Source organism: Pseudomonas sp. 2995-1, assembly GCF_002742505.1.
GTDB classification, from domain to species: domain Bacteria; phylum Pseudomonadota; class Gammaproteobacteria; order Pseudomonadales; family Pseudomonadaceae; genus Aquipseudomonas; species Aquipseudomonas sivasensis.
In genome coordinates this window covers 412,815-434,252 of the sequence record NZ_LJSA01000249.1, presented here as the reverse complement: position 1 = coordinate 434,252, position 21,438 = coordinate 412,815, and the positions used below count along the sequence as shown (strand labels likewise).

General features: G+C 58.8%; 23 protein-coding genes and 1 pseudogene. 11 read left to right on the top strand and 13 right to left on the bottom strand.

Annotated features, from left to right (window positions below):
• Nucleotides 1–254: 254 nt before the first annotated feature.
• Both AOA61_RS32140 and AOA61_RS04805 read left to right on the top strand, forming a co-directional pair.
• Nucleotides 255–383 (top strand): annotated as a pseudogene (locus AOA61_RS32140) (hypothetical protein); the annotation flags it as partial.
• A gap of 373 nt (nt 384–756) precedes the next feature.
• Nucleotides 757–2,382, top strand: coding sequence for a glucan biosynthesis protein D (locus AOA61_RS04805; RefSeq protein WP_099601246.1), 1,626 nt, complete (start codon nt 757–759; stop codon nt 2,380–2,382).
• 51 nt (nt 2,383–2,433) lie between these two features.
• Here the strand turns inward: AOA61_RS04805 and AOA61_RS04800 are convergent, their stop codons facing one another.
• The 3 genes from AOA61_RS04800 to AOA61_RS04790 form a co-directional block, all read right to left on the bottom strand.
• Nucleotides 2,434–2,619, bottom strand: a complete 186-nt coding sequence (locus tag AOA61_RS04800; protein ID WP_032891743.1) for a hypothetical protein — start codon at nt 2,617–2,619, stop codon at nt 2,434–2,436.
• Nucleotides 2,620–2,890: 271 nt separating this feature from the next.
• Complete coding sequence (locus AOA61_RS04795; protein ID WP_032891746.1) at nt 2,891–3,997, bottom strand: NADH:flavin oxidoreductase/NADH oxidase; 1,107 nt, start codon at nt 3,995–3,997, stop codon at nt 2,891–2,893.
• Nucleotides 3,998–4,122: 125 nt separating this feature from the next.
• Nucleotides 4,123–6,024: a potassium transporter Kup gene (locus AOA61_RS04790; RefSeq protein WP_099601245.1), complete on the bottom strand. Its 1,902-nt coding sequence runs from the start codon at nt 6,022–6,024 to the stop codon at nt 4,123–4,125.
• Nucleotides 6,025–6,380: 356 nt separating this feature from the next.
• Between AOA61_RS04790 and AOA61_RS31790 the strand changes: the two genes are divergently transcribed.
• The 6 genes from AOA61_RS31790 (at nt 6,381) to tsaA (ending at nt 10,881) form a co-directional block, all read left to right on the top strand.
• Nucleotides 6,381–6,758, top strand: coding sequence for a cytochrome c (locus AOA61_RS31790; RefSeq protein WP_095183977.1), 378 nt, complete (start codon nt 6,381–6,383; stop codon nt 6,756–6,758).
• A 207-nt stretch (nt 6,759–6,965) separates the two neighbouring features.
• Nucleotides 6,966–8,294 (top strand): 30S ribosomal protein S12 methylthiotransferase RimO, encoded by a 1,329-nt coding sequence (rimO, locus tag AOA61_RS04780; protein WP_169850727.1) that lies wholly within the window; start codon nt 6,966–6,968, stop codon nt 8,292–8,294.
• 103 nt (nt 8,295–8,397) lie between these two features.
• Nucleotides 8,398–8,871: a GNAT family N-acetyltransferase gene (locus AOA61_RS04775; protein ID WP_032891753.1), complete on the top strand. Its 474-nt coding sequence runs from the start codon at nt 8,398–8,400 to the stop codon at nt 8,869–8,871.
• Nucleotides 8,872–8,942: 71 nt separating this feature from the next.
• A complete protein-coding gene (locus AOA61_RS04770) occupies nt 8,943–9,653 on the top strand; it encodes an rRNA pseudouridine synthase (protein WP_032891755.1) in 711 nt (236 codons plus the stop codon).
• A 67-nt stretch (nt 9,654–9,720) separates the two neighbouring features.
• Nucleotides 9,721–10,182 carry a DUF1456 family protein gene (locus tag AOA61_RS04765; protein ID WP_032891756.1) on the top strand — a complete coding sequence of 154 codons (462 nt, stop codon included), beginning with the start codon at nt 9,721–9,723 and terminating at the stop codon, nt 10,180–10,182.
• 3 nt (nt 10,183–10,185) lie between these two features.
• Nucleotides 10,186–10,881, top strand: a complete 696-nt coding sequence (gene tsaA / locus AOA61_RS04760; protein WP_099601244.1) for a tRNA (N6-threonylcarbamoyladenosine(37)-N6)-methyltransferase TrmO — start codon at nt 10,186–10,188, stop codon at nt 10,879–10,881.
• Between the two features lie 151 nt (nt 10,882–11,032).
• On the opposite strand, the gene fpr is transcribed toward tsaA, so the two are convergent.
• Entirely contained in the window at nt 11,033–11,812 is a 780-nt protein-coding gene (gene fpr, locus AOA61_RS04755) for a ferredoxin-NADP reductase (protein WP_003189055.1), read from the bottom strand.
• A 123-nt stretch (nt 11,813–11,935) separates the two neighbouring features.
• Here fpr and AOA61_RS04750 point away from each other — a divergent pair, with 123 nt between their 5' ends.
• Nucleotides 11,936–12,862 carry a LysR family transcriptional regulator gene (locus tag AOA61_RS04750; protein WP_026013711.1) on the top strand — a complete coding sequence of 309 codons (927 nt, stop codon included), beginning with the start codon at nt 11,936–11,938 and terminating at the stop codon, nt 12,860–12,862.
• A gap of 3 nt (nt 12,863–12,865) precedes the next feature.
• Here AOA61_RS04750 and AOA61_RS04745 read toward each other — a convergent pair whose 3' ends face one another.
• From AOA61_RS04745 to AOA61_RS04735, 3 genes are all read right to left on the bottom strand, one after another.
• A complete protein-coding gene (locus AOA61_RS04745; RefSeq protein WP_032891758.1) occupies nt 12,866–13,228 on the bottom strand; it encodes a diacylglycerol kinase in 363 nt (120 codons plus the stop codon).
• Nucleotides 13,229–13,303: 75 nt separating this feature from the next.
• Complete coding sequence (gene erdR / locus AOA61_RS04740; RefSeq protein WP_032891760.1) at nt 13,304–13,954, bottom strand: response regulator transcription factor ErdR; 651 nt, start codon at nt 13,952–13,954, stop codon at nt 13,304–13,306.
• Nucleotides 13,955–14,206: 252 nt separating this feature from the next.
• Entirely contained in the window at nt 14,207–14,926 is a 720-nt protein-coding gene (locus AOA61_RS04735) for a tRNA-uridine aminocarboxypropyltransferase (protein ID WP_032891762.1), read from the bottom strand.
• A gap of 179 nt (nt 14,927–15,105) precedes the next feature.
• Between AOA61_RS04735 and AOA61_RS04730 the strand changes: the two genes are divergently transcribed.
• Both AOA61_RS04730 and AOA61_RS04725 read left to right on the top strand, forming a co-directional pair.
• Nucleotides 15,106–15,540, top strand: a complete 435-nt coding sequence (locus AOA61_RS04730) for a PA3611 family quorum-sensing-regulated virulence factor (protein ID WP_032891764.1) — start codon at nt 15,106–15,108, stop codon at nt 15,538–15,540.
• Nucleotides 15,541–15,831: 291 nt separating this feature from the next.
• Nucleotides 15,832–16,944, top strand: coding sequence for a TIGR00730 family Rossman fold protein (locus AOA61_RS04725; RefSeq protein WP_095183974.1), 1,113 nt, complete (start codon nt 15,832–15,834; stop codon nt 16,942–16,944).
• Between the two features lie 210 nt (nt 16,945–17,154).
• Here AOA61_RS04725 and recX read toward each other — a convergent pair whose 3' ends face one another.
• The 6 genes from recX to AOA61_RS04695 all read right to left on the bottom strand — a co-directional run bounded on the left by recX (nt 17,155) and on the right by AOA61_RS04695 (nt 21,434).
• Complete coding sequence (recX, locus tag AOA61_RS04720; protein WP_099601243.1) at nt 17,155–17,622, bottom strand: recombination regulator RecX; 468 nt, start codon at nt 17,620–17,622, stop codon at nt 17,155–17,157.
• Nucleotides 17,623–17,630: 8 nt separating this feature from the next.
• Nucleotides 17,631–18,689 (bottom strand): recombinase RecA, encoded by a 1,059-nt coding sequence (recA, locus tag AOA61_RS04715; protein ID WP_032891767.1) that lies wholly within the window; start codon nt 18,687–18,689, stop codon nt 17,631–17,633.
• Between the two features lie 84 nt (nt 18,690–18,773).
• Nucleotides 18,774–19,274 (bottom strand): CinA family protein, encoded by a 501-nt coding sequence (locus AOA61_RS04710; protein ID WP_032891768.1) that lies wholly within the window; start codon nt 19,272–19,274, stop codon nt 18,774–18,776.
• An 81-nt stretch (nt 19,275–19,355) separates the two neighbouring features.
• Entirely contained in the window at nt 19,356–19,856 is a 501-nt protein-coding gene (locus AOA61_RS04705; protein ID WP_099601242.1) for a lysis system i-spanin subunit Rz, read from the bottom strand.
• Nucleotides 19,844–20,401, bottom strand: a complete 558-nt coding sequence (locus AOA61_RS04700) for a glycoside hydrolase family 19 protein (RefSeq protein ID WP_099601241.1) — start codon at nt 20,399–20,401, stop codon at nt 19,844–19,846. Before AOA61_RS04700 ends, AOA61_RS04705 begins: the two co-directional genes overlap by 13 nt.
• A gap of 22 nt (nt 20,402–20,423) precedes the next feature.
• Complete coding sequence (locus tag AOA61_RS04695; protein WP_099601240.1) at nt 20,424–21,434, bottom strand: contractile injection system protein, VgrG/Pvc8 family; 1,011 nt, start codon at nt 21,432–21,434, stop codon at nt 20,424–20,426.
• Between the last annotated feature and the right edge of the window lie 4 nt (nt 21,435–21,438).

Genomic DNA, 21,438 nt, shown 5'->3' with positions numbered 1-21,438 from the left:
CGCCCATGCGGCGATTGATGAGGCTTTTCGGGCAGTGAGAGAGGTGGGCTAAGTCGAAATAGTGTGGCTAAACGAAGTCTTGTGGTGAGCGGGCTTGCCCCGCGCTGGGCTGCGAAGCGGCCCTGAAGCCAAACGCCGCACGTTTTCAGACGGCCTGTGTGGTTTTCATGGGGGCCGCTTCGCGCCCCAGCGCGGGGCAAGCCCGCTCACTACAACAGCGTGCAACTCACTTGACGACACAACTTGCTTCATATGAAGCGTTGATGAATCTGGCGCGCAAATCTGTAGGGCCTGTGAGCATCGCCAACTCGGATGTGGCATGGAGTGCGTACACCCATGCGGCGATTGATGAGGCTTTTCGGGCAGTGAGAGAGGTGGGCTAAGTCGAAATAGTGTGGCTAAACGAAGTCTTGTGGTGAGCGGGCTTGCCCCGCGCTGGGCTGCAAAGCGGCCCTGAAGCCAAATGCCGCACGTTTTCAGACGGCCTGCGTGGTTTTCATGGGGGCCGCTTCGCGCCCCGGCGCGGGGCAAGCCCGCTCACTACAACAGTACGCAACTCACCTGACGACACAACTTGTTTCATATGCAACGCCATCACACAGCCATCAATCATTTTTCCTACACCATCGAACCGCTTAAGCTATCCGGCGTCTGTTTAATGTCCGTTGCGTTTGGCCGAAGGCATGTCCGAACCGTTATTTCTGATCCAGCACGTGCCAGGAACGGCGCGGGATTTGCTCACGACAGGTTGTCTCTATGCACCGCAGGAATTTGCTCAAAGCGTCCATGGCCATTGCGGCTTACACCGGTTTGTCGGCCAGCGGCCTACTGGCCGCGCAGGCCTGGGCCGGGAACCGTGCCGCCGACGGCAAGGCCGTGGCGTTCGATTTCGACGCACTGAAAGCCCAGGCCAAGCAACTCGCCGGAACCGCGTATAAAGACACCAAACAGGTGCTGCCGCCGACTCTGGCGACCATGACCCCACAGAATTTCAACGCCATTGGCTACGACGGCAAGCATTCGCTGTGGAAAGAGTTGAACGGCCAGTTGGACGTGCAGTTTTTCCACGTCGGCATGGGTTTCAAGACACCGGTGCGCATGCACAGCGTTGATCCGAAAACCCGTGAAGCCCGTGAAGTGCACTTCCGCCCTTCGCTGTTCAACTATGAAAAAACCACCGTCGACACCAAACAGCTGACCGGCGACCTGGGTTTCTCCGGCTTCAAGCTGTTCAAGGCACCGGAGCTAGACCGCCATGACGTGCTGTCGTTTCTCGGCGCCAGCTACTTCCGCGCGGTGGATTCCACCGGCCAATACGGCCTGTCGGCCCGAGGCCTGGCCATCGACACCTACGCCAAAAAACGCGAAGAATTCCCTGATTTCACCCAGTTCTGGTTCGAAACTCCAGACAAGGACGCCACGCGTTTTGTGGTCTACGCCCTGCTTGACTCGCCAAGCGCCACCGGCGCCTACCGCTTCGATATCGACTGCCAGGCCAACCAAGTGGTGATGGCGATCGACGCCCATATCAATGCGCGTACTGCCATCGAACAACTGGGCATTGCCCCTATGACCAGCATGTTCAGCTGCGGCACCCACGAGCGCCGGATGTGCGACACCATTCACCCGCAAATCCACGACTCGGACCGCCTGGCGATGTGGCGCGGCAACGGCGAGTGGATCTGCCGCCCGCTGAACAACCCCGCCAAGTTGCAATTCAATGCATTCGCCGACAAAGACCCGAAAGGCTTTGGCCTGGTGCAGACCGACCATGAGTTCGCCAGCTATCAGGACACTGTGGACTGGTACAGCAAGCGCCCAAGCCTGTGGGTCGAACCGACCACCGCCTGGGGCGAAGGCTCCATCGACCTGTTGGAGATCCCCACCACCGGCGAGACCCTGGACAACATCGTGGCCTTCTGGACCCCGAAGAAGCCGGTGGCTGCGGGTGAATCTCTGAACTATGGCTACAAACTGTACTGGAGCGCCTTGCCACCGGTGAGCACACCATTGGCCCAGGTCGACGCGACCCGTTCCGGCATGGGCGGTTTTACCGAAGGTTGGGCGCCGGGTGAACATTACCCGGACGTGTGGGCGCGCCGTTTTGCCGTGGACTTCAAGGGCGGTGGCTTGGACCGTTTACCGCCAGGCACTGGGATTGAGCCAGTGGTGACTTGCTCCCATGGTGAAGTGAAAGACTTCAGCGTGCTGGTGCTCGATAACATCAAGGGCTACCGCATCCTGTTCGACTGGTACCCGACCAGCGACAGAGTGGAACCGGTGGAGCTGCGCCTGTTTATCCGAACCCAGGACCGCACCTTGAGTGAAACCTGGCTGTATCAGTACTTCCCGCCGGCACCGGACCAGCGCAAGTACACCTGATTCAACTGTGGGAGGGGGCTTGCTCCCTCCCACACGCGTTCCACGTCGACTCTAAAACCGCGACACGCTCTTCATCGCCCCAATCAGATAACGCATCGCCACCTGATCGCTCTCGTTCAGAGCGCGATACTGCGCCAGCAACTCGACCTCATCCAAACTCAACCGGCGGCTACGCAAGGACACCCTGCGGGTCAAAAAAGACGCCACCAAACCTGCTACTCCATAGGACTTGGCCATGGACTGTTTCTCCTGATATCAATCAAATACTCCCGGCGCCCATCAACCATCTCCCGTGAAGCGCAATGCCTCCGTGGACAAACAGACTGACTCCCTGGGCCAGAAATCGGTCTTACCCTAAGCGTAGAAACAATCTCGTTACGTGTGGGATTTTTTTAGAGTATTCACTTAAAAAATTACTTCGGTAACAAATACCTACAGCGCCATCCCACAGCAACAGGCAAAAAAAACCCACCGGCTCAGGGTGGGTTTAGATGGAGTCAGCGAAGGATCAATCCCTCAAGTCAGACTCATGAATCGGTTGATCCCGATGGGTCGCGCGTTGGTACTGAGCCGGCCAGATTGCTTTGCGCCCGCCCAAGTCATCGTCGGCGTGCAACGGCCAGTACGGATCGCGCAGCAGTTCACGAGCCAGGAAGATGATATCGGCCTGGCAAGTGCGCAGGATGTGCTCGGCCTGAGCCGGTTCGGTGATCATGCCCACGGTCCCCGTGGCGATGCCCGACTCCTTGCGCACGCGCTCGGCGAAGCGCGTCTGGTAGCCCGGCCCGGTAGGGATCTCGGCATTGGCGGCGGTGCCACCGGAGGATACGTCGATCAGGTCCACGCCCAGGTCTTTGAGGCGGCGTGCCAGTTCCACGGTTTCATCGGGGTTCCAGCCGTCCTCCACCCAGTCGGTGGCCGACACCCGTACGAACAGCGGCAACTCCTGGGGCCAGACTTCACGCACGGCCTTGGTCACCTGAAGCACCAGCCGGATACGGTTTTCAAAGGAGCCGCCGTATTGGTCCTGCCGCTGATTGCTGATGGGTGACAGGAATTGGTGCAACAGATAACCGTGGGCCGCGTGAATTTCCACCACCTCGAAACCCGCGGTGAGCGCACGTTTGGCAGCGGCGACGAAGTCAGCGATCACTTGCTGGATCTGCGCTTCGTCCAGTTGCCGCGGTTGGGTGTGTTGAGGGTCAAAGGCAATCGGCGATGGACCTACCGGTACCCAACCACCGTCCTCCGGCTTGACGCTGCCATGCTTGCCGATCCACGGCCGATGGGTGCTGGCCTTGCGCCCAGCGTGGGCCAGTTGGATGCCAGCCACCGCGCCCTGGGCGGCGATAAAACGGGTGATGCGTTGCAGCGGTTCGATCTGTTGGTCGTTCCACAAGCCCAAGTCCTGTGCCGTGATGCGGCCATCGGCAGTCACGGCGGTGGCCTCGGTGAAAATCAGCCCGGCGCCGCCGACGGCACGACTGCCGAGGTGCACCAGATGCCAGTCATTGGCCAGTCCATCGTCACTGGAGTATTGGCACATCGGCGAGACGGCAATGCGGTTCAGGAGGGTCAATTGGCGCAGGGTATAGGGTTCGAGCAGCTGACTCATGGCGCACCTCTTCTGGGTTCTATGGGCACTGTTCAACAGTGCTTAGAGCCTAGTCGACAACGATCGATTGCACAGGGTTCAGACGGAAAGCGGGAGCCGATTGCCGGCTCCCTTGCTGCAGATACTTACATCTCGACCTGGGTGCCCAGCTCGATCACCCGGTTTACCGGAAGTTTGAAGAAGCGCAGGTTGCCGTTGGCATTCTTCAACATGAATGCAAACAAGGCTTCGCGCCAGCGCGCCATGCCTTCGATTTTCGAGGCAATCACCGTCTCGCGACTGAGGAAGTAGGTGGTGCGCATTGGGCTGAAATCCAGATCATCCAAGTGGCACAACTTCAGCGCTTCGGGCACATCCGGCTCGTCGGTGAAGCCGAAGTGCAGGATCACGCGGAAGAACCCTTCCCCGTAGGAATCCACCTCGAAACGCCGCGACGCCGGGACGCGCGGGATGTCTTCATAGACCACCGTCAGCAGCACCACTTGCTCGTGCAATACCTGGTTATGCAGCAGGTTGTGCAACAGCGCATGGGGCACGGCATCGGGCCGCGCGGTGAGGAACACCGCCGTGCCCTGAACCCGATGGGGCGGCTGCACGCGAATACTGCTGATAAAGATCGGCAGCGGCAGGCCGCCTTCGTCGAGACGTTCCACCAGTAATTGCTTGCCGCGCTTCCAGGTGGTCATCAACACGAACAGCACGATCCCCGCGATCACCGGGAAGGCGCCGCCCTGGATGATTTTCGGTACGTTGGCCGCGAAATACAGCCCATCCACCAACAGGCAGCAGAGCAGTACCGGCACGGCCAGCACTGGGGGCCATTTCCACAGCAGCAACATCACCGCCGAGACGAGGATGGTGGTCATCAACATGGTGCCCGTCACCGCCACGCCGTAGGCCGAGGCCAGTGCGTTTGAGGACTCGAAGCCCAGCACCAGCAGGATCACGCCGACCATCAGCGACCAGTTCACCGCGCCGATATAGATCTGGCCCTGTTCGGCACTGGAGGTGTGTTGAATGTGCATGCGCGGGATGTAACCCAGTTGGATCGCCTGGCGAGTCAAGGAGAACGCGCCGGAAATCACCGCCTGGGAAGCAATCACCGTCGCCAGGGTCGACAGAACCACCAGCGGGATCAGCGCCCAGCTCGGCGCCAGCAGATAGAACGGGTTGCGCGCGGCTTCAGGATCGCCCAGCAGCATGGCGCCCTGGCCGAAATAGTTGAGCACCAGTGCCGGCAACACCAGGATGAACCAGGCGCGGGCAATGGGCTTGCGGCCGAAATGGCCCATGTCGGCGTACAGCGCTTCGGCGCCAGTCAGTGCCAGCACCACGGCACCCAGGATGGCAACGCCAATGCCTGGATGAGCCTCGAAGAAACGCACGGCCCACATCGGGTTCAATGCCTTGAGCACTTCGGGATGCTGGCTGATGCCATAGATACCCAGCCCGCCCAGCACCAGGAACCAGGTCACCATCACCGGCCCGAACAGCTTGCCGATGCGATCGGTACCGTGTTTCTGGATCAGAAACAGCGCCACCAGCACCACCAACGCAATAGGCACAACCCATTTTTCCAAGCCGTCGAACGCCAGCTCCAGGCCTTCTACTGCTGACAACACCGAAATCGCCGGGGTGATCATGCTGTCACCGTAGAACAGTGCCGCCCCGCACAGGCCACACACGACCAGGAAACTGCGCAGCTTTTTACGTTCCCCCGCTGCCCGACGTGCCAGTGCGGTCAGGGCCATGATGCCGCCTTCGCCCTGGTTGTCGGCGCGCAGCACGAACAGCATGTATTTGATCGAAACGACCCAGATCAGCGACCAGAAGATCAGCGCCAGGATCCCCAAGACACCGTCATGGTTGACCTGAACCCCATACCCCCCGGTGAACACCTCTTTGAGGGTGTAGAGCGGACTGGTCCCGATATCGCCGTAAACCACCCCGACCGCCGCCACCAGCATGCCGATCGGCTTGCTGTTTGAATGCTCGGCACTTGCTGCCTGACTACTCGCGTGACCCATCAACCACTCCTGCCCTTTGACCTGAGGTCTCTTATAAACAACGCGCCTAAGCTGACCCTAGCATGCGCTGTTTTACTTCTCGTAACAGACGTTTTATTGACCCAAGGTTTTTACCCGTGCGCAACGGCGCGAAGCATAGCGCAGCACTCGTCACATTTCCCTGCATAAAGCTGGTCAAGTGAATTGCCCGTGGCTAGCATCGCGCTCTTTTCGATCACAGAGGCATACAGCACTGGTCCGCTGCCTGGCCGTGCGCGACCGGCCACATACAGAAGTCGGACGTGCCCTGCCCGTCACCAACGCCAGGCCCTGAACTTGCCCTCGATTCAGATCCAGCTGATACAACAAGGACGTCTATGAGAAGAGTATTTATTGCTTCGCTGGCAGTGTTATCGCTGGCTCAAACATCACTGTCCTTCGCGGATAACCTCAACGGAAAAAATATCTACCTACAGCGATGCGCCATGTGCCACGGAGCGGACATTAAAGGCACGGGACCCTTGGCCAGTAAGAGCAACCCTCCGACACCAAACCTCACCACACCCGCGTTCAAGAAACGACTTAAGGATTATCCGGGCGTAATTGTGTCGTCGATAATACTTCGACCCAATGGAGACCTGATTCCAAAAACCTTGCGAGAGAACGGTGTGAAGCTGCCACCGTTCGCTTGGCGGATTAATGATCTGCGCGATTTGAATCAGTACATGACGGGTGTGATTTCAATGAGTCGGTGAGCTTGAGGTAAGCGTTGGGCACTTATAGAACACGCCGACCAGCAAAAGAGCACTCGTCGCATTTCCCCGCATAAAGCTGGTCAAGTGCGCTGCCCATCGCTAGAATTGCGCACTTTTTGATCAGAGGCACACCAAGTGCCCGTCCACCGCCTTGTCGTGCCCGACTGGCGGCGTCATTCAATACCGAGGTTAGACATGTCCACCACCATCGCAAAAGCCAACCCTAAGGTTGGCTTTGTTTCCCTGGGTTGCCCGAAGGCTCTGGTCGACTCCGAGCGCATCCTCACGCAACTGCGTATGGAAGGCTATGACGTTGTGTCCACTTACCAGGACGCCGACGTGGTGGTGGTCAACACCTGCGGCTTTATCGACTCGGCCAAGGCAGAGTCCCTGGAAGTGATCGGCGAAGCCATCAAGGAAAACGGCAAGGTCATCGTGACCGGCTGCATGGGTGTGGAAGAAGGCAATATCCGCAACGTGCACCCGAGCGTGCTGGCCGTGACCGGTCCGCAGCAGTACGAGCAGGTGGTCAATGCCGTGCACCAAGTAGTGCCGCCGCGCCAGGATCACAACCCGCTGATCGACTTGGTGCCGCCGCAAGGCATCAAGTTGACCCCGCGCCATTATGCGTACCTGAAGATTTCCGAAGGCTGCAACCACAGCTGCAGCTTCTGCATCATCCCGTCGATGCGGGGCAAGCTGGTCAGCCGCCCGGTCGGTGACGTGCTAGACGAAGCCCAGCGCCTGGTCAAATCCGGCGTGAAAGAGCTGTTGGTGATCTCCCAGGACACCAGCGCCTACGGCGTCGACGTGAAATACCGTACCGGTTTCTGGAACGGCGCGCCGGTGAAAACCCGTATGACCGAACTCTGCGAAGCCCTCAGCAGCCTGGGCGTGTGGGTGCGCCTGCATTACGTTTACCCGTACCCGCACGTAGACGAACTGATCCCGTTGATGGCTGCCGGCAAGATCCTGCCGTACCTGGACATCCCGTTCCAGCACGCCAGCCCGAAAGTCCTGAAGGCGATGAAACGCCCAGCTTTCGAAGACAAGACCCTGGCGCGCATCAAGAACTGGCGCGAGATCTGCCCGGAGCTGATCATCCGCTCCACCTTCATCGTCGGCTTCCCCGGCGAAACCGAAGAAGACTTCCAGTACCTGTTGGACTGGCTGACCGAAGCCCAACTGGATCGCGTCGGCTGCTTCCAGTACTCCCCGGTGGAAGGTGCTCCAGCCAACCTGCTGGACCTGGCCGTGGTGCCAGACGACGTCAAGCAAGACCGTTGGGAGCGTTTCATGGCGCACCAACAGGCGATCAGCTCGGCGCGCCTGCAATTGCGTATCGGCAAGGAAATCGAAGTGCTGATCGACGAAGTCGACGAGCAAGGCGCGGTTGGCCGCTGCTTCTTCGACGCGCCGGAAATCGACGGTAACGTGTTTATCGACGATGCCAGCGGTTTAAAGCCGGGCGACAAGGTCTGGTGCACCGTGACCGACGCCGACGAATACGACCTGTGGGCCGAAAAGCGCGACTAACGCTGTAAAAATTTAAAAAAGCCCTGCTTCTGGACAAGATGCGGGGCTTTTTTACGTCTATCGTTTTGCCCATCAGCACCGATCACAGCAAGGGGCAGCGGGCATGCGTCAGCATTCGATTATCCATACACCTAAAATCAGCGACTACGCGGAGTTGGCGCGGATCTGGGAGGATTCGGTGCGGGCCACTCATGACTTTTTACCCGAGAGTTACATCGTACTGCTCAAGGGTCTGGTGCTGACCCGCTACCTGGACTCGGTGATGCTGATCTGCACCAAAGACTCACGCCAGCGCATCACCGGGTTTGCCGGGGTTGCGGCGGGCAAGGTGGAGATGCTGTTTATCGACCCGCAGCACCGTGGTCAGGGTCTTGGCCGACAGCTGCTGTGGTATGCAATCGAGCACATGAATGCCCAAGCGCTGGACGTCAACGAACAGAACCCACAGGCCCTGGGGTTTTACTTGAAACTCGGGTTCGAGGTGATCGGACGCACGGAGCATGATGGCTTGGGCCAACCTTATCCGTTGCTCCATATGCGTTTGCACCAGCTACAACAGCAGGAGCGTCAGGGCTAAATGAAATGGGGCCGGGATTAACCGCGCCCACACAGGTACAATAGCCGCCCCCTTTTGTTACGGCCCTTGTCATGACTGACCCCATACGCCTCTCCAAACGCCTTATCGAACTGGTCGGTTGCTCCCGTCGGGAGGCTGAGCTGTTTATCGAAGGCGGCTGGGTCTCGGTGGACGGTGAAGTGATCGACGAGCCGCAGTTCAAGGTCACGACCCAGAAAGTCGAACTCGACCCCGACGCCAAGGCGACAGTGCCTGAACCGGTGACCATTCTGCTGCACGCCCCTGCTGGCGTGGATGCCGAGACAGCCATGGCCTCGATCAGCGCCGAAACGCTCTCCGAAGAACACCGTTTCAGCAAGCGCCCGCTCAAAGGTCACTTCCTGCGCCTGACCGCCAGCGCCGACCTGCAAGCAAAGGCCAGCGGCCTGTTGGTGTTCACCCAGGACTGGAAGATTCTGCGCAAGTTGACCGCCGATGCCACCAAGATCGAGCAGGAATATGTGGTAGAGGTCGAGGGCGACATGGTTGCTCACGGCCTCAACCGCCTCAATCACGGCCTGACCTACAAGGGCAAGGAGCTGCCAGCAGTTAAAGCCAGCTGGCAGAACGAAAACCGCCTGCGTTTCGCGATGAAAAACCCGCAGCCAGGCGTGATCGCGCTGTTCTGTGAAGCCGTTGGCCTGAAGGTCGTGGCGATCCGCCGCATCCGTATCGGCGGCGTGTCCATCGGCAAGGTACCGGTCGGTCAATGGCGTTACTTGTCCGGCAAAGAGAAGTTCTAAGCCGCTCCCCTTTTCTCGACACCGCCTGATGGGCGGTGTCCTCAGTTGAATACCAGGACTGCCCACCATGATTCACAACGACGTACTGCGCAGCGTGCGCTACATGCTCGACATCAGCGACAACAAGATGGTCGAGATCATCAAGCTCGGCGGCATGGACGTAACCAAGGAAGACCTGCTGACCTACCTCAAGAAAGATGAGGAAGAAGGCTTCGTGTTCTGCCCGGATGAGGTCATGGCGTACTTCCTCGATGGTCTGGTGATCTTCAAGCGTGGCAAGGACGAAAGCCGTCCGCCGCAGCCGATCGAAACCCCGGTGACCAACAACATCATCCTGAAAAAGCTGCGTGTAGCCTTCGAACTGAAGGAAGACGATATGCACGCCATCCTCAAGGCTGCCGAGTTTCCGGTGTCCAAGCCGGAGCTGAGCGCGCTGTTCCGCAAGTTCGGCCACACCAACTACCGCACCTGTGGTGACCAGTTGCTGCGCAACTTCCTCAAGGGCCTGACCCTGCGGGTTCGTGCGTAAGCCATGAGCTATCAGGTCTCACCCGTCGGCTTCGTACGCTCCTGCTTTAAGGAGAAGTTCGCCATTCCGCGCCAACCACAACTGGCGCCAGCGGCCCGAGGCGTGCTGGAACTGGTGGCGCCGTTTGACCAGGGTGAGGCAGTGCAGGGCCTGGAGCAGGTCAGCCACGTGTGGCTGTTGTTCCTGTTTCACCAGGCCCTGGAAGACAAACCACGCCTCAAAGTGCGCCCGCCACGCCTGGGCGGCAACACGTCCATGGGCGTGTTTGCCACCCGTGCGACCCATCGGCCCAACGGCATCGGCCAGTCGGTGGTGAAGCTGGACAAAGTGGAACCGGGCCGACTGTGGATTTCCGGGATTGATTTGCTCGATGGCACGCCGGTGTTGGATATCAAGCCGTATGTGCCATATGCCGATAGTGTCGCGGACGCCACCAATGGCATCGCCAGTGATGCGCCGGACCTGATTGGCGTGCAATGGCTGAAGACCGCCCTGCTGCAAGCACAAGACCACGCTCAACGCCTGGGAGAGCCTCTGGTGGAGTTGATTGATCAGTGCTTGGCGCAGGATCCCCGGCCGGCGTACCAAAAGCCTGGGCCTGAGCGCGAATATGGCGCGCAGTTCTGGGACGTGGATGTGCGCTGGCACTATCCCGAGGCGGGGATGATTTGTGTGCTGGAAGTACTCCCAGCCAACTGAATAAACCGGAAGCAAAATGTGAGAGGGGGCTTGCCCCCGATAGCGGTGTGTCAGTCAGAGATGTATCAACTGACACTCGCTCATCGGGGGGCAAGCCCCCTCCCACATTTGGATCTTCTTTGTTGCTTGGTCAGCACATGGGCTGACGGGATTACTTCTCGACGAACGCACGCTCGATCAAGTAATCACCCGGCTCACGCATGCGCGGCGAAACTTTCAGGCCGAAGCTGTTCAACACTTCGCTGGTTTCATCCAACATGCTCGGGCTGCCGCACAGCATGGCGCGGTCGTCCTCGGGGTTGATCGGCGGCAGACCGATGTCGCTGAACAGCTTGCCGCTGCGCATCAGATCGGTCAGGCGGCCTTCGTTTTCGAATGGCTCGCGGGTCACGGTAGGGTAGTAGATCAACTTGTCACGCAGGGCCTCGCCGAAGAATTCGTTCTGCGGCAGGTGCTCGGTGATGAACTCGCGGTAGGCGACTTCGTTGACGTAACGCACGCCGTGGCACAGGATCACTTTTTCGAAACGCTCGTAGGTTTCCGGGTCCTGGATCACGCTCATGAACGGAGCAAGGCCAGTACCGGTGCTGAGCAGGTACAGGTGTTTGCCTGGCTTCAAATCGTCAAGCACCAAGGTACCTGTCGGTTTTTTGCTGATGATGATCTCGTCGCCTTCCTTCAAGTGCTGCAATTGGGAAGTCAGCGGGCCATCTGGCACCTTGATGCTGAAGAACTCCAGATGCTCTTCCCAGTTCGGGCTGGCGATGGAGTAAGCGCGCATGAGCGGGCGGCCGTTGGGCTGTTGCAGGCCGATCATCACGAACTGACCGTTCTCGAAGCGCAGGCCCGGATCGCGGGTGCACTTGAAGCTGAACAGAGTGTCGTTCCAGTGATGAACACTGAGGACACGCTCGTGGTTCATGTTGCTCATGTACGGGTAACTCCTGGAAATGGGTCTGCGCCAAATGTAGCTGCGCAATTGCACAGCATTCTAATGGCGGCGACAATATCTGTTAACTGGATTATTAAGATAAGGGTTATCGGTTATATAGATATGCGATTTACTCTCCGTCAACTGCAAGTCTTCGTCGCCGTCGCCCAGCAGGAAAGCGTCTCGCGCGCTGCTGGCCTTCTGGCCTTATCTCAATCGGCAGCCAGCACCTCGATTACGGAGCTGGAGCGTCAATCCAGCTGCCAATTATTCGACCGCGCCGGTAAACGCCTGAGCCTCAACGCCCTGGGCCATCAGCTTCTGCCCCAGGCAGTAGCGCTGCTGGACCAAGCCAAGGAGATCGAAGACCTGCTCAACGGCAAGTCCGGCTTCGGCTCTCTGGCCGTCGGCGCGACCCTGACCATCGGTAATTACCTGGCCACCCTGCTGATCGGCAGCTTCATGCAGCAGCACCCCGAGAGCCAGGTAAAGCTGCATGTGCAGAACACTGCCAATATCGTGCATCAGGTTGCGCACTACGAAATTGACCTGGGTCTAATCGAAGGCGACTGCAGCCACCCCGATATCGAGGTGCAAACCTGGGTGGAGGATGAGCTGGTGGTGTTTTGCGCGCCTCAGCATCACCTGGCCAAGCGCGGAGTGGCCACCATGGAGGAGCTGACCCACGAGGCGTGGATTCTGCGCGAACAGGGCTCAGGCACACGCCTGACCTTCGACCAGGCCATGCGTCATCACCGCAGCGCGCTGAACATCCGCTTGGAGCTTGAGCACACCGAGGCAATCAAGCGCGCCGTGGAGTCGGGATTGGGAATTGGCTGCATCTCGCGCTTGGCACTGCGCGACGCGTTCCGCCGTGGCAGCCTGGTGCCGGTTGAAACCCCTGACCTGGACCTTGCGCGGCAGTTTTACTTCATCTGGCATAAACAGAAATACCAGACCTCGGCGATGCGCGAGTTTCTGGAACTGTGCCGCGCATTCACCGCTGGGGTTCAGCGCAGCGACGAGATCGTGCTGCCGAACATCGCTTGATCGTTAGATCAGGATCACGGCCCACACCAGGGTAATCATGGTCAGTGCCACAAATTGCGCGGCGCTGCCCATGTCCTTGGCGTTTTTCGACAGTGGATGGCGGTCCAGGGAAATGCGGTCGATGGCTGCTTCTACGGCCGAGTTGAGCAATTCGACGATCAAGGCCAGCAGGCACACTGCAATCAGCAGCGCCCGTTCGACACGACTGACGTTCAGGAAAAAGCTTAGCGGGACAAGGATGACATTCAGCAACACCAACTGCCGGAACGCGGCCTCGCCAGTGAACGCTGCGCGCAGGCCATCCAGGGAATATCCCCCAGCATTGAAGATACGTTTGATACCGGTTTGACCCTTGAAAGGCGACATAGACGTAGGCAACTGAACCAAAGAAGTGGGGAAACTAGATCACGCAAAGTCAAAAAAGCGTGAATCGATAACAGCTCAATGCTGCGAAATTGACTCAAGTTGTTGCAAGAGCAGCGCCGCCTGGGTCCGCGTGCGCACCCCTAGCTTCCTGAAGATCGCGGTCACATGGGCCTTGATGGTCGCTTCCGACACGCTCAGCTCATAGGCAATCTGCTTGTTCAACAGGCCTTCACAGACCATGGTCAACACTCGGAACTGCTGGGGCGTAAGACTCGCCAAGCCATCACGGGCGGCCTTGGCTTCGTCAGACACGTTAATTTCTTCAAACGCTTGCGGCGGCCAGGACACATCACCGTCCAGCACCTTACGTACGGCGCTCTGGATATCTTCCATGGCGCTGGACTTGGGGATAAAGCCACTGGCGCCAAACTCCTTGGAGCGAACCACCACGTCAGCGTCTTCCTGCGCCGAGACCATCACCACGGGAATTTGCGGGTATTGCCCACGCAGCAGCACCAGCCCCGAGAAACCGTAGGCGCCAGGCATGTTCAGGTCGAGCAGCACCAAGTCCCAGTCGGATTTTTCGGTGAGGCGGACTTCCAGTTCGGCAATGCTGGCCACTTCAACCAGACGCACATCCGGGCCAAGGCCCAGCGTTACGGCCTGATGCAGCGCACTGCGAAACAGCGGGTGGTCATCGGCTATCAGGATTTCGTATGTGGCCATTGATTAAATGATCCTGTTTTTTATGGCTGCCTTGATGGGTTCAAGGTTCGCCAGTACACAAGGCAACGGCCAGGCAGCCATCGCCACAGGGCACGTTCAACGTCAAAAGCACGTGATACGACGTCGAAAATTCACGGTTGCGCCCCAATCGGCGCCCAGCATGCCCAGCGTAGCCTAGGGGGTCAAGCACTACGCCCGAGGGCATTTTAGCGGGGTGCAGGCTTACAGTGCCATCATGCCAACGTCGCCTGGCTATACCGCGGGTATATAGGGCGCAAGACGGGTATGGACGGCATCGGTCGCATCCAGAGGCATCTGGAACTTGGCGGCCAAGTAATGGGTGCTGAACACATCGAGGTAGGCATCCAGCACTTCGCTGGCAACCCCATCGCCAGCCAACTCCAGGCAGAGCGCTGCGACTTCGGCGGTACAGAAATGATCATCACGTTTGGAGCGGCGCAGTTTGTAGCGTGAGAGCTGCTCGGGCGCCAGGCTCAGGACCGGTAAGTGCTCCAGATACGGGCTTTTGCGGAACATCTTGCGCGCCTCACTCCAGGTGCCATCGAGCAGGATGAACAATGGACGCTTGCCCTGCGTCACGATGACTTCGTTGACCACCCGTTCCGGCGCCACAAATTCACCGGGAAATACGATATACGGCTGCCATTGCGGGTCAGCGAGCAGGGTGAGCAAATCCGGCTCGACTTCGGTGCGAGCCCAAGCGAAGGCAGTGGTGTCGTCGATGACGTCGGCGATCAGCCAGCCGGTGTTGCTGGGTTTCATCGGTTCAACATCGTGCATCAGCAGGCACATCGCGGACCGGGCCTCGACTTTCGGGCGCCAGGCACAGAGACAGTACTCGGGAATCACCCGGCAGCCGGGGCAGCGTTCGGCACGGGAGCCTCGGTTGACGAAGGGCTTAATGGCGCGCGCCAGACGCTGGGTACGCAGACGGGAAACGGCATGGCTCATCGGATGCGCCGCAGGAACGGGTAAATCGACACGGATAGAACTCGTGAAAGGCTGAGATGGCCGCAGTTTACCAGCGATACGCCTGGCTGTAGTGGCAAGGGGTCACCTATAATTGCGCGCCACTGAACGCACAGCGCAGTGGCTGGTCTATGCACCAGTAACCGAATCAGGAGAGTTTCATGCTGCGTTCCATGCTGCGCCTTGTCGTCCCATCCATCGCACTTGCGCTGGTATTGCCTGTGGGCGCACATGCGGCCTCGCTGCTGGAGGCCCAGATGAACAGGAAACTGCAAAGCGTCGCGGCAGAAAGCAACAAGGATCTGCCCCGGGAAATCGATGAAAAAACCCTGGAAGTGGCCTACACCGTTGAAGGCATGCAGTTGATCGATCACCTGAGCGTCATGTCCGACCGTGCCGAGCAAATGCGCGCCAACCCTAAGGCTGTGTATTTCCAACTGGGGCAAAGCGTGTGCCTGAACAAAGGCTACCGCGAGCTGATGGCCAAAGGCGCCGTGATGCGCTATGAAATCACCGAGAACAAAACCAACCGCCCTGTGGCTTCGGTAAAGTTCGTGGAAACGGATTGCCCCGCTCCGGCGAAGAAGAAGAAGTAATTAAGCCTGACCTTCGCGCGCTGCTATTCAGTGGCGCGCACTCCCCCGCTGCAACGCCCCTCAGACGGCTAGACTCACTGTTGAGCAACCAATAAGCGGTTGCCAGCCAAGGGTTTTTCGGCCCATGATCAAGCCATCCCGACCGCTCGCTCACAGCATTTTCGATGCTGTTCTGTAACATTTTCAGGGCAAAAGAAGGTTGCCCCCTGCGGCAAGCAGCGACACATGCAGTGTCGTAGCCTCCGGCGAACATCTCGTCGGTTACCCGGCCCTGCAAGAAGGAGAAGTTGAATGCCTTACGAACCGAATGACAGCCTGCTCCAGCATTTTGAAAAAAATGGGGCCGACCTCACGCAGCAGGTCGAAGCCCAACTCCAACTGATCGCCCCCGACAGCCCGAATATCCCTCTGTATCGCGACATGATCCTCACCGTGCTGCGCATGGCACAGGATGACCGCAATCGCTGGAATGCCAAGATCACCTTGCAAGCCATACGTGAACTGGACAACGCCTTCCGTGTGCTCGAACAGTTCAAGGGCCGACGCAAGGTCACCGTATTCGGCTCGGCACGTACCCCTGTGGAAAGCCCCCTGTATGCATTAGCCCGGGAAGTAGGCGCAGCACTGGCGCGCTCGGACTTGATGGTGATTACCGGTGGAGGTGGCGGCATCATGGCCGCGGCACACGAAGGCGCCGGCCTGGAGCACAGCCTGGGGTTCAATATCACCTTACCGTTCGAACAGCACGCCAACCCGACCATTGATGGGACCGAGAACCTGCTGTCCTTTCACTTCTTTTTTACCCGCAAACTGTTCTTCGTCAAGGAAGCCGATGGACTGGTGCTATGCCCAGGCGGCTTCGGCACCCTCGATGAAGCACTGGAAGTGCTGACACTGATCCAGACCGGCAAGAGCCCACTGGTACCGGTGGTGTTACTGGATGCACCCGGTGGAGGATTTTGGCAAGGCGCCCTGGATTTTATCCGCAGCCAGTTGGAAGCCAATCGCTATATCTTGCCTACCGACCTCAAGCTGGTGCGGCTGGTGTACAGCGCTGAAGAAGCAGTGGAGGAGATCAATCAGTTTTATGCCAATTTCCACTCCACGCGCTGGTTAAAGCGCGAGTTTGTGGTGCGTATGAATCACCCGCTCAGTGATCGGGCGCTGGCCCACTTGCAAAGTGAGTTTGCCAGCCTGCGGTTAAGCGGCGAGTTTCAGCAACTCGCGTATACGGGTGAGGAGCATGATGAAGCGAGGTTCAGCCATTTGACGCGACTGGTGTTCAACTTTAATGGACGAGACCAAGGCAGACTGCGGGAGTTGGTGGATTACATCAATTTGCCGGAGAACTGGGCGCAGGCTCAGGGGAAGGCGCAGCAGCGAGTGGCGCCAGAGCCGGCTTGATTTTTTAGTGCAAAAAAAGGCCCACTATTTTCATAGTGAGCCTTTTTTGGTGGTGTTTCAGTGGAAATGGGAGGCGAGCGATTGCGGTGATTGGGGCTGATGCGCAGCCCAGCGCAGGGCAAGCCCGCTCACCACAACATGCTTGCTCTACACAAAAAACCTGCTCACCAATACAAACCCGCAAAAATGACAAGCACGCTCAACACAGTTTCAGTCGTCCATATCTCGGCCGCTGAACAAACGGTTGATCATTTCCATCGAAAACCCGCGGTAACTCAAGAAGCGGCCTTGCTTCGCACGCTCCCGGGCATCAATAGGCAGATGGCCGGAGAACTTGCGACGCCAAGTATCTTCCAACTGCGACTGCCAACTAATCCCGCACTCACGCAACGCAAGGTCGATATCGGCACGCTGCAGGCCACGCTGGCTCAGCTCTTCGCGAATACGCGCAGGGCCATAGCCGGAACGGGCTCGGTAGGAGACAAAACTTTCGAGGTAACGGGATTCCGACAGCAGCCCTTCTTCCGTCAAACGGTCAAGGGCCGTGTCGATCATCTCAGGGTTTGCGCCGCGCTGACGCAGTTTGCGCGTCAGCTCGACTCGACCATGCTCGCGTCGAGCGAGCAGGTCCATAGCAGTGCGCCGAACGGCGACGAGTGTATCCAGTACAACAGTCATCGTTTGCTTCAGACGTCAGTGTCGGCTTCTTCCACTTCTGCAACCGGCTCGCGGTTGGCAGCAGCTTTCACGTCGGGAGCTGCAGTCAGCAACTTGTCGCGGATCTGCTTCTCAAGTGTGGCGGCGATATCCGGGTTATCTGCCAGGAACTTGGCCGAGTTAGCCTTGCCTTGACCAATCTTGCTGCCGTTGTAGGCATACCATGCACCGGACTTCTCGACGAAACCGTGCAGCACGCCCAGGTCGATCATTTCGCCGTTCAGGTAAATACCCTTACCGTACAAAATCTGGAATTCAGCCTGACGGAAAGGCGGGGCCACTTTGTTCTTAACGACTTTAACGCGGGTTTCGCTACCGACAACCTCGTCGCCTTCCTTCACCGCACCAGTACGGCGGATGTCCAGACGGACCGAAGCGTAGAACTTCAACGCGTTACCACCGGTGGTGGTTTCCGGGCTACCGAACATCACGCCGATCTTCATACGGATCTGGTTGATGAAGATCACCAGGCAGTTGGCGTTCTTGATGTTACCGGTGATTTTACGCAGCGCCTGAGACATCAGACGGGCTTGCAGGCCCACGTGCATATCACCCATTTCGCCTTCGATTTCAGCCTTGGGTACCAAGGCAGCCACGGAGTCGACCACGATCACGTCGATGGCGTTGGAGCGCACCAGCATGTCGGTGATTTCCAGGGCTTGCTCACCGGTGTCCGGCTGGGATACCAGCAGGTCATCAACATTGACACCCAACTTGCCGGCGTATTCAGGGTCCAGGGCGTGCTCGGCGTCGACGAACGCGCAGGTGGCGCCCATTTTTTGCGCTTGAGCAATCACCGACAGGGTCAGGGTAGTTTTACCGGAAGATTCAGGACCGTAGATTTCTACGATACGGCCTTTTGGCAGGCCGCCAATGCCGAGTGCGATGTCCAAACCCAGAGAGCCAGTGGAGATAGCCGGGATCGCCTGACGGTCGTGATCGCCCATACGCATCACGGCACCCTTGCCGAATTGACGTTCGATCTGACCCAGGGCCGCAGCCAAGGCTTTCTTCTTGTTGTCGTCCATTAAAGTCCTCACGTAATCAATAAGGCCGGGGCGGCCAACACCTGTATAAGTAGACAGTATTGTTCCACAAAGATTGGAGATCGCCTACCCCTGATTTTCTATTTCTGCTGCAGCTCGTCGCAACAAGCCCTCAAGCGCGGCCTTTACCGTTTGTCGGCGGACCTCATCGCGGTTGCCCGGGAAGTGCGCGAGCTCGGCCGTGACCTCATCACCCACACCAAAGGCCAGCCAGACAGTGCCTACCGGTTTGTCCGGCGAACCGCCGTCAGGCCCCGCCACGCCGCTTACTGCAACAGCGAATCGCGACAGGCTTTTTTCCTGCGCACCGCGCACCATGGCCTCCACCACTTCCTGGCTGACGGCGCCCACTTTCGGAAACAATGTTTCCGGCACATTCAACTGCCGGGTCTTCTGACGATTAGAGTAAGTGACGTACCCGGCCTCGAACCAGGCCGAACTCCCCGGGATCCGCGTAATGGCCTCGGCGATACCGCCACCGGTACAGGATTCGGCCGTGGTGACGTGGGCATTGAGCACCTGCAGGCGGCGACCCAGTTCAGCAGCAAGTTGAGTGATTTCCTTCACGACGGTCTCCAGAAGTGGGCGGGGGTTTGCCTACCCTACAGGAGCAAATCGCTCATGCAAGCGACAGACTGGAACAAGAGATTAGCGGGTGACAGCGCGCACATAAGCCTGGCAAGCGCGCAAGGCGATCAGTCCTTGGTCGCCGGCATCGGTGATGCCGATAATTCGTTGAGCATGCGCCGGGTCAAGGCGGGCTCGCGCGGCTGCATGAACCACGCGGACGGCGGTGGCGGCGGTTGGCATTGCACAGCCACTGGCGGGCTCGGCTGCGTCGAGAAGGACTGACAACCGCACATCAGCAGTGGCGAGGCGGTCGCGCAGAGCAGCCTGGTTATGTTGCGCATCGCTTAACTCCCGAGCATGGTGTTGGTCGCTGGCACTGAGCTGTTGCTCCAGGGCCAGCCGTTTGTCCTGCTGTACCTGTTGCTGGCGCAGGGCCGCCTGGGTTTGTTGACTGAGCGCCTGGGCATGGACAGCCGCTTGCCGCTCCAACTGCGCCCCCAATCGCCAAGCCTGTACTTGCCAGGTCACCGCCACTAACAGGCAAACACCGATCAATCGCCAAGCCCCTAGGAAGCGCATAACACCGCTTTCGCCCGCGCCCACAATCGCAAGCGATCCTCGAGCCCATTCAAGCCGCCGTTGATCCGCCGTGTGATGGCGGTGAACTGGTCCTTGTCTGCCAGCTCATTCAGGCCATTGCTCTGCCAGAACCAGGCGGCCGACTCAGCCGCCCATTGTGGTTGCTCCAACAACGTGGGATCTCTCAACAGACGATCATCACCAAACAACGCCTGGCTGCAGACCAGGTAATTGTGACGACCGGTGATCTGGATCAGCCCCCTGCCCCGGTACAACTGACCATCGCCATCCGCTTCAGAGGTGTTGCCCAGGCGCGCGGCCAAGCCGCCGGTGTCGTATTTGCTCAGGTAGTGATCGCTGCCCAGTTCACGGACGTAACGCAGCTCGCCGGATTCGTGGCCGATCTGGGCGAGGAAGGCGGCGATGCGCTTCGCACGGTCAATCTCGAAGCGAACGAAAGCCGCATTTAAGGGCGTTAAAAAAAGGCCCGCTCTAAGGCGGGCATCCGGCATAACGCCGAGCAGTTGGGGAAGTGTTATCACCATTGGTTTTACTCTCGAAAAGTATCTATATCGACAACCCACCCGCCGTGATCGAACTGCGGTATCCCGTCGCCGGATCGCCGACATGAACCACCTGCCTTATCGACCATCGTCCCTGCATATAGGACGGCCAGCTCTCATCCAGCACTAACAGCCCTTCCGCGGCCAACAATGGATTGCCCGGGCAATCGATCAGCAACTTTAAATTTTCACGCCCCACACGGCGTAGTTCGCCTTCGGCAACGGCGCGGGCTTCGGCTTCGTTCTGGTAGCGTTGGCGCAACGTCTTGAACGGCGCATTCCCCACCTGGACTACGCGCTGCTTGCCGGCAGAGGCATCCCACCAACTGGCGCGGCAGCCTTCGTATTTCGAGCGGGTTTTTTCGTCGAGTTTGGCGGTGATGAAGCTCTGTTCACCGGGGCGGTTATCATCCGTCACGGACAGCTTCACTTCCGGCAGTAGCTGGCCGGAGAGCGACTTGACTCGGCCGGCTTCGGCCAACACATAGAGTTCGTTAAACGGTTTGGTCACCGCATTATAGAGTCGGGCAAGGCGCGAAATGAACGCCATGTCGCTTTCGTTGGACTGGTCGATGTGCGCGATCGCAATCCCCTCCAGCGCTGGCGCCACTCGCGGTGAATAGCCGTGACGACTGACCAGTCGGCGAAACAGCGCGCCCAGGGTGGTCGGACCGTAACTGGCGGATCGACGCTGGCGGTAACCCGTTGCATCGACCACGCTGAAGGGCGCTGCGGTGGCTACGATCATCAAGCGCATGGGAAACAGCACCGGGGTCCGTTGGGTGACGACAAACTCGCCCTTCTCCACCAACCCCGTTTCCAGGTAACCGACACGCAAGCCGATCTTGCCGTTCAGAGTGGGCAGGCCGTCAAGCCCCTCGATATTGAGGGTCAGCTCCAGCCGGTCAGTCTCAATGCCCGCAGCGTCAGTGTGGCTCCAGCGCATCAGGCGTTGATTGAGCAGCGCCGCGTTGGCGCCATAAAACTCCACGATAGGCGTAAATCCCTGTGCCATGCAG

Coding starts and splice junctions, on each gene's coding strand:
- AOA61_RS04775 (WP_032891753.1), top strand. CDS start 8,398: ATGCGTCAGCATTCGATTATCCATACACCTAAAATCAGCGACTACGCG.
- AOA61_RS31790 (WP_095183977.1), top strand. CDS start 6,381: ATGAGAAGAGTATTTATTGCTTCGCTGGCAGTGTTATCGCTGGCTCAA.
- AOA61_RS04700 (WP_099601241.1), bottom strand. CDS start 20,401: ATGGTGATAACACTTCCCCAACTGCTCGGCGTTATGCCGGATGCCCGC.
- AOA61_RS04725 (WP_095183974.1), top strand. CDS start 15,832: ATGCCTTACGAACCGAATGACAGCCTGCTCCAGCATTTTGAAAAAAAT.
- AOA61_RS04750 (WP_026013711.1), top strand. CDS start 11,936: ATGCGATTTACTCTCCGTCAACTGCAAGTCTTCGTCGCCGTCGCCCAG.
- erdR (WP_032891760.1), bottom strand. CDS start 13,954: ATGGCCACATACGAAATCCTGATAGCCGATGACCACCCGCTGTTTCGC.
- AOA61_RS04695 (WP_099601240.1), bottom strand. CDS start 21,434: ATGGCACAGGGATTTACGCCTATCGTGGAGTTTTATGGCGCCAACGCG.
- AOA61_RS04790 (WP_099601245.1), bottom strand. CDS start 6,024: ATGGGTCACGCGAGTAGTCAGGCAGCAAGTGCCGAGCATTCAAACAGC.
- AOA61_RS04800 (WP_032891743.1), bottom strand. CDS start 2,619: ATGGCCAAGTCCTATGGAGTAGCAGGTTTGGTGGCGTCTTTTTTGACC.
- AOA61_RS04795 (WP_032891746.1), bottom strand. CDS start 3,997: ATGAGTCAGCTGCTCGAACCCTATACCCTGCGCCAATTGACCCTCCTG.
- AOA61_RS04745 (WP_032891758.1), bottom strand. CDS start 13,228: ATGTCGCCTTTCAAGGGTCAAACCGGTATCAAACGTATCTTCAATGCT.
- AOA61_RS04805 (WP_099601246.1), top strand. CDS start 757: ATGCACCGCAGGAATTTGCTCAAAGCGTCCATGGCCATTGCGGCTTAC.
- recA (WP_032891767.1), bottom strand. CDS start 18,689: ATGGACGACAACAAGAAGAAAGCCTTGGCTGCGGCCCTGGGTCAGATC.
- AOA61_RS04770 (WP_032891755.1), top strand. CDS start 8,943: ATGACTGACCCCATACGCCTCTCCAAACGCCTTATCGAACTGGTCGGT.
- tsaA (WP_099601244.1), top strand. CDS start 10,186: ATGAGCTATCAGGTCTCACCCGTCGGCTTCGTACGCTCCTGCTTTAAG.
- AOA61_RS04730 (WP_032891764.1), top strand. CDS start 15,106: ATGCTGCGTTCCATGCTGCGCCTTGTCGTCCCATCCATCGCACTTGCG.
- AOA61_RS04705 (WP_099601242.1), bottom strand. CDS start 19,856: ATGCGCTTCCTAGGGGCTTGGCGATTGATCGGTGTTTGCCTGTTAGTG.
- AOA61_RS04735 (WP_032891762.1), bottom strand. CDS start 14,926: ATGAGCCATGCCGTTTCCCGTCTGCGTACCCAGCGTCTGGCGCGCGCC.
- recX (WP_099601243.1), bottom strand. CDS start 17,622: ATGACTGTTGTACTGGATACACTCGTCGCCGTTCGGCGCACTGCTATG.
- fpr (WP_003189055.1), bottom strand. CDS start 11,812: ATGAGCAACATGAACCACGAGCGTGTCCTCAGTGTTCATCACTGGAAC.
- AOA61_RS04765 (WP_032891756.1), top strand. CDS start 9,721: ATGATTCACAACGACGTACTGCGCAGCGTGCGCTACATGCTCGACATC.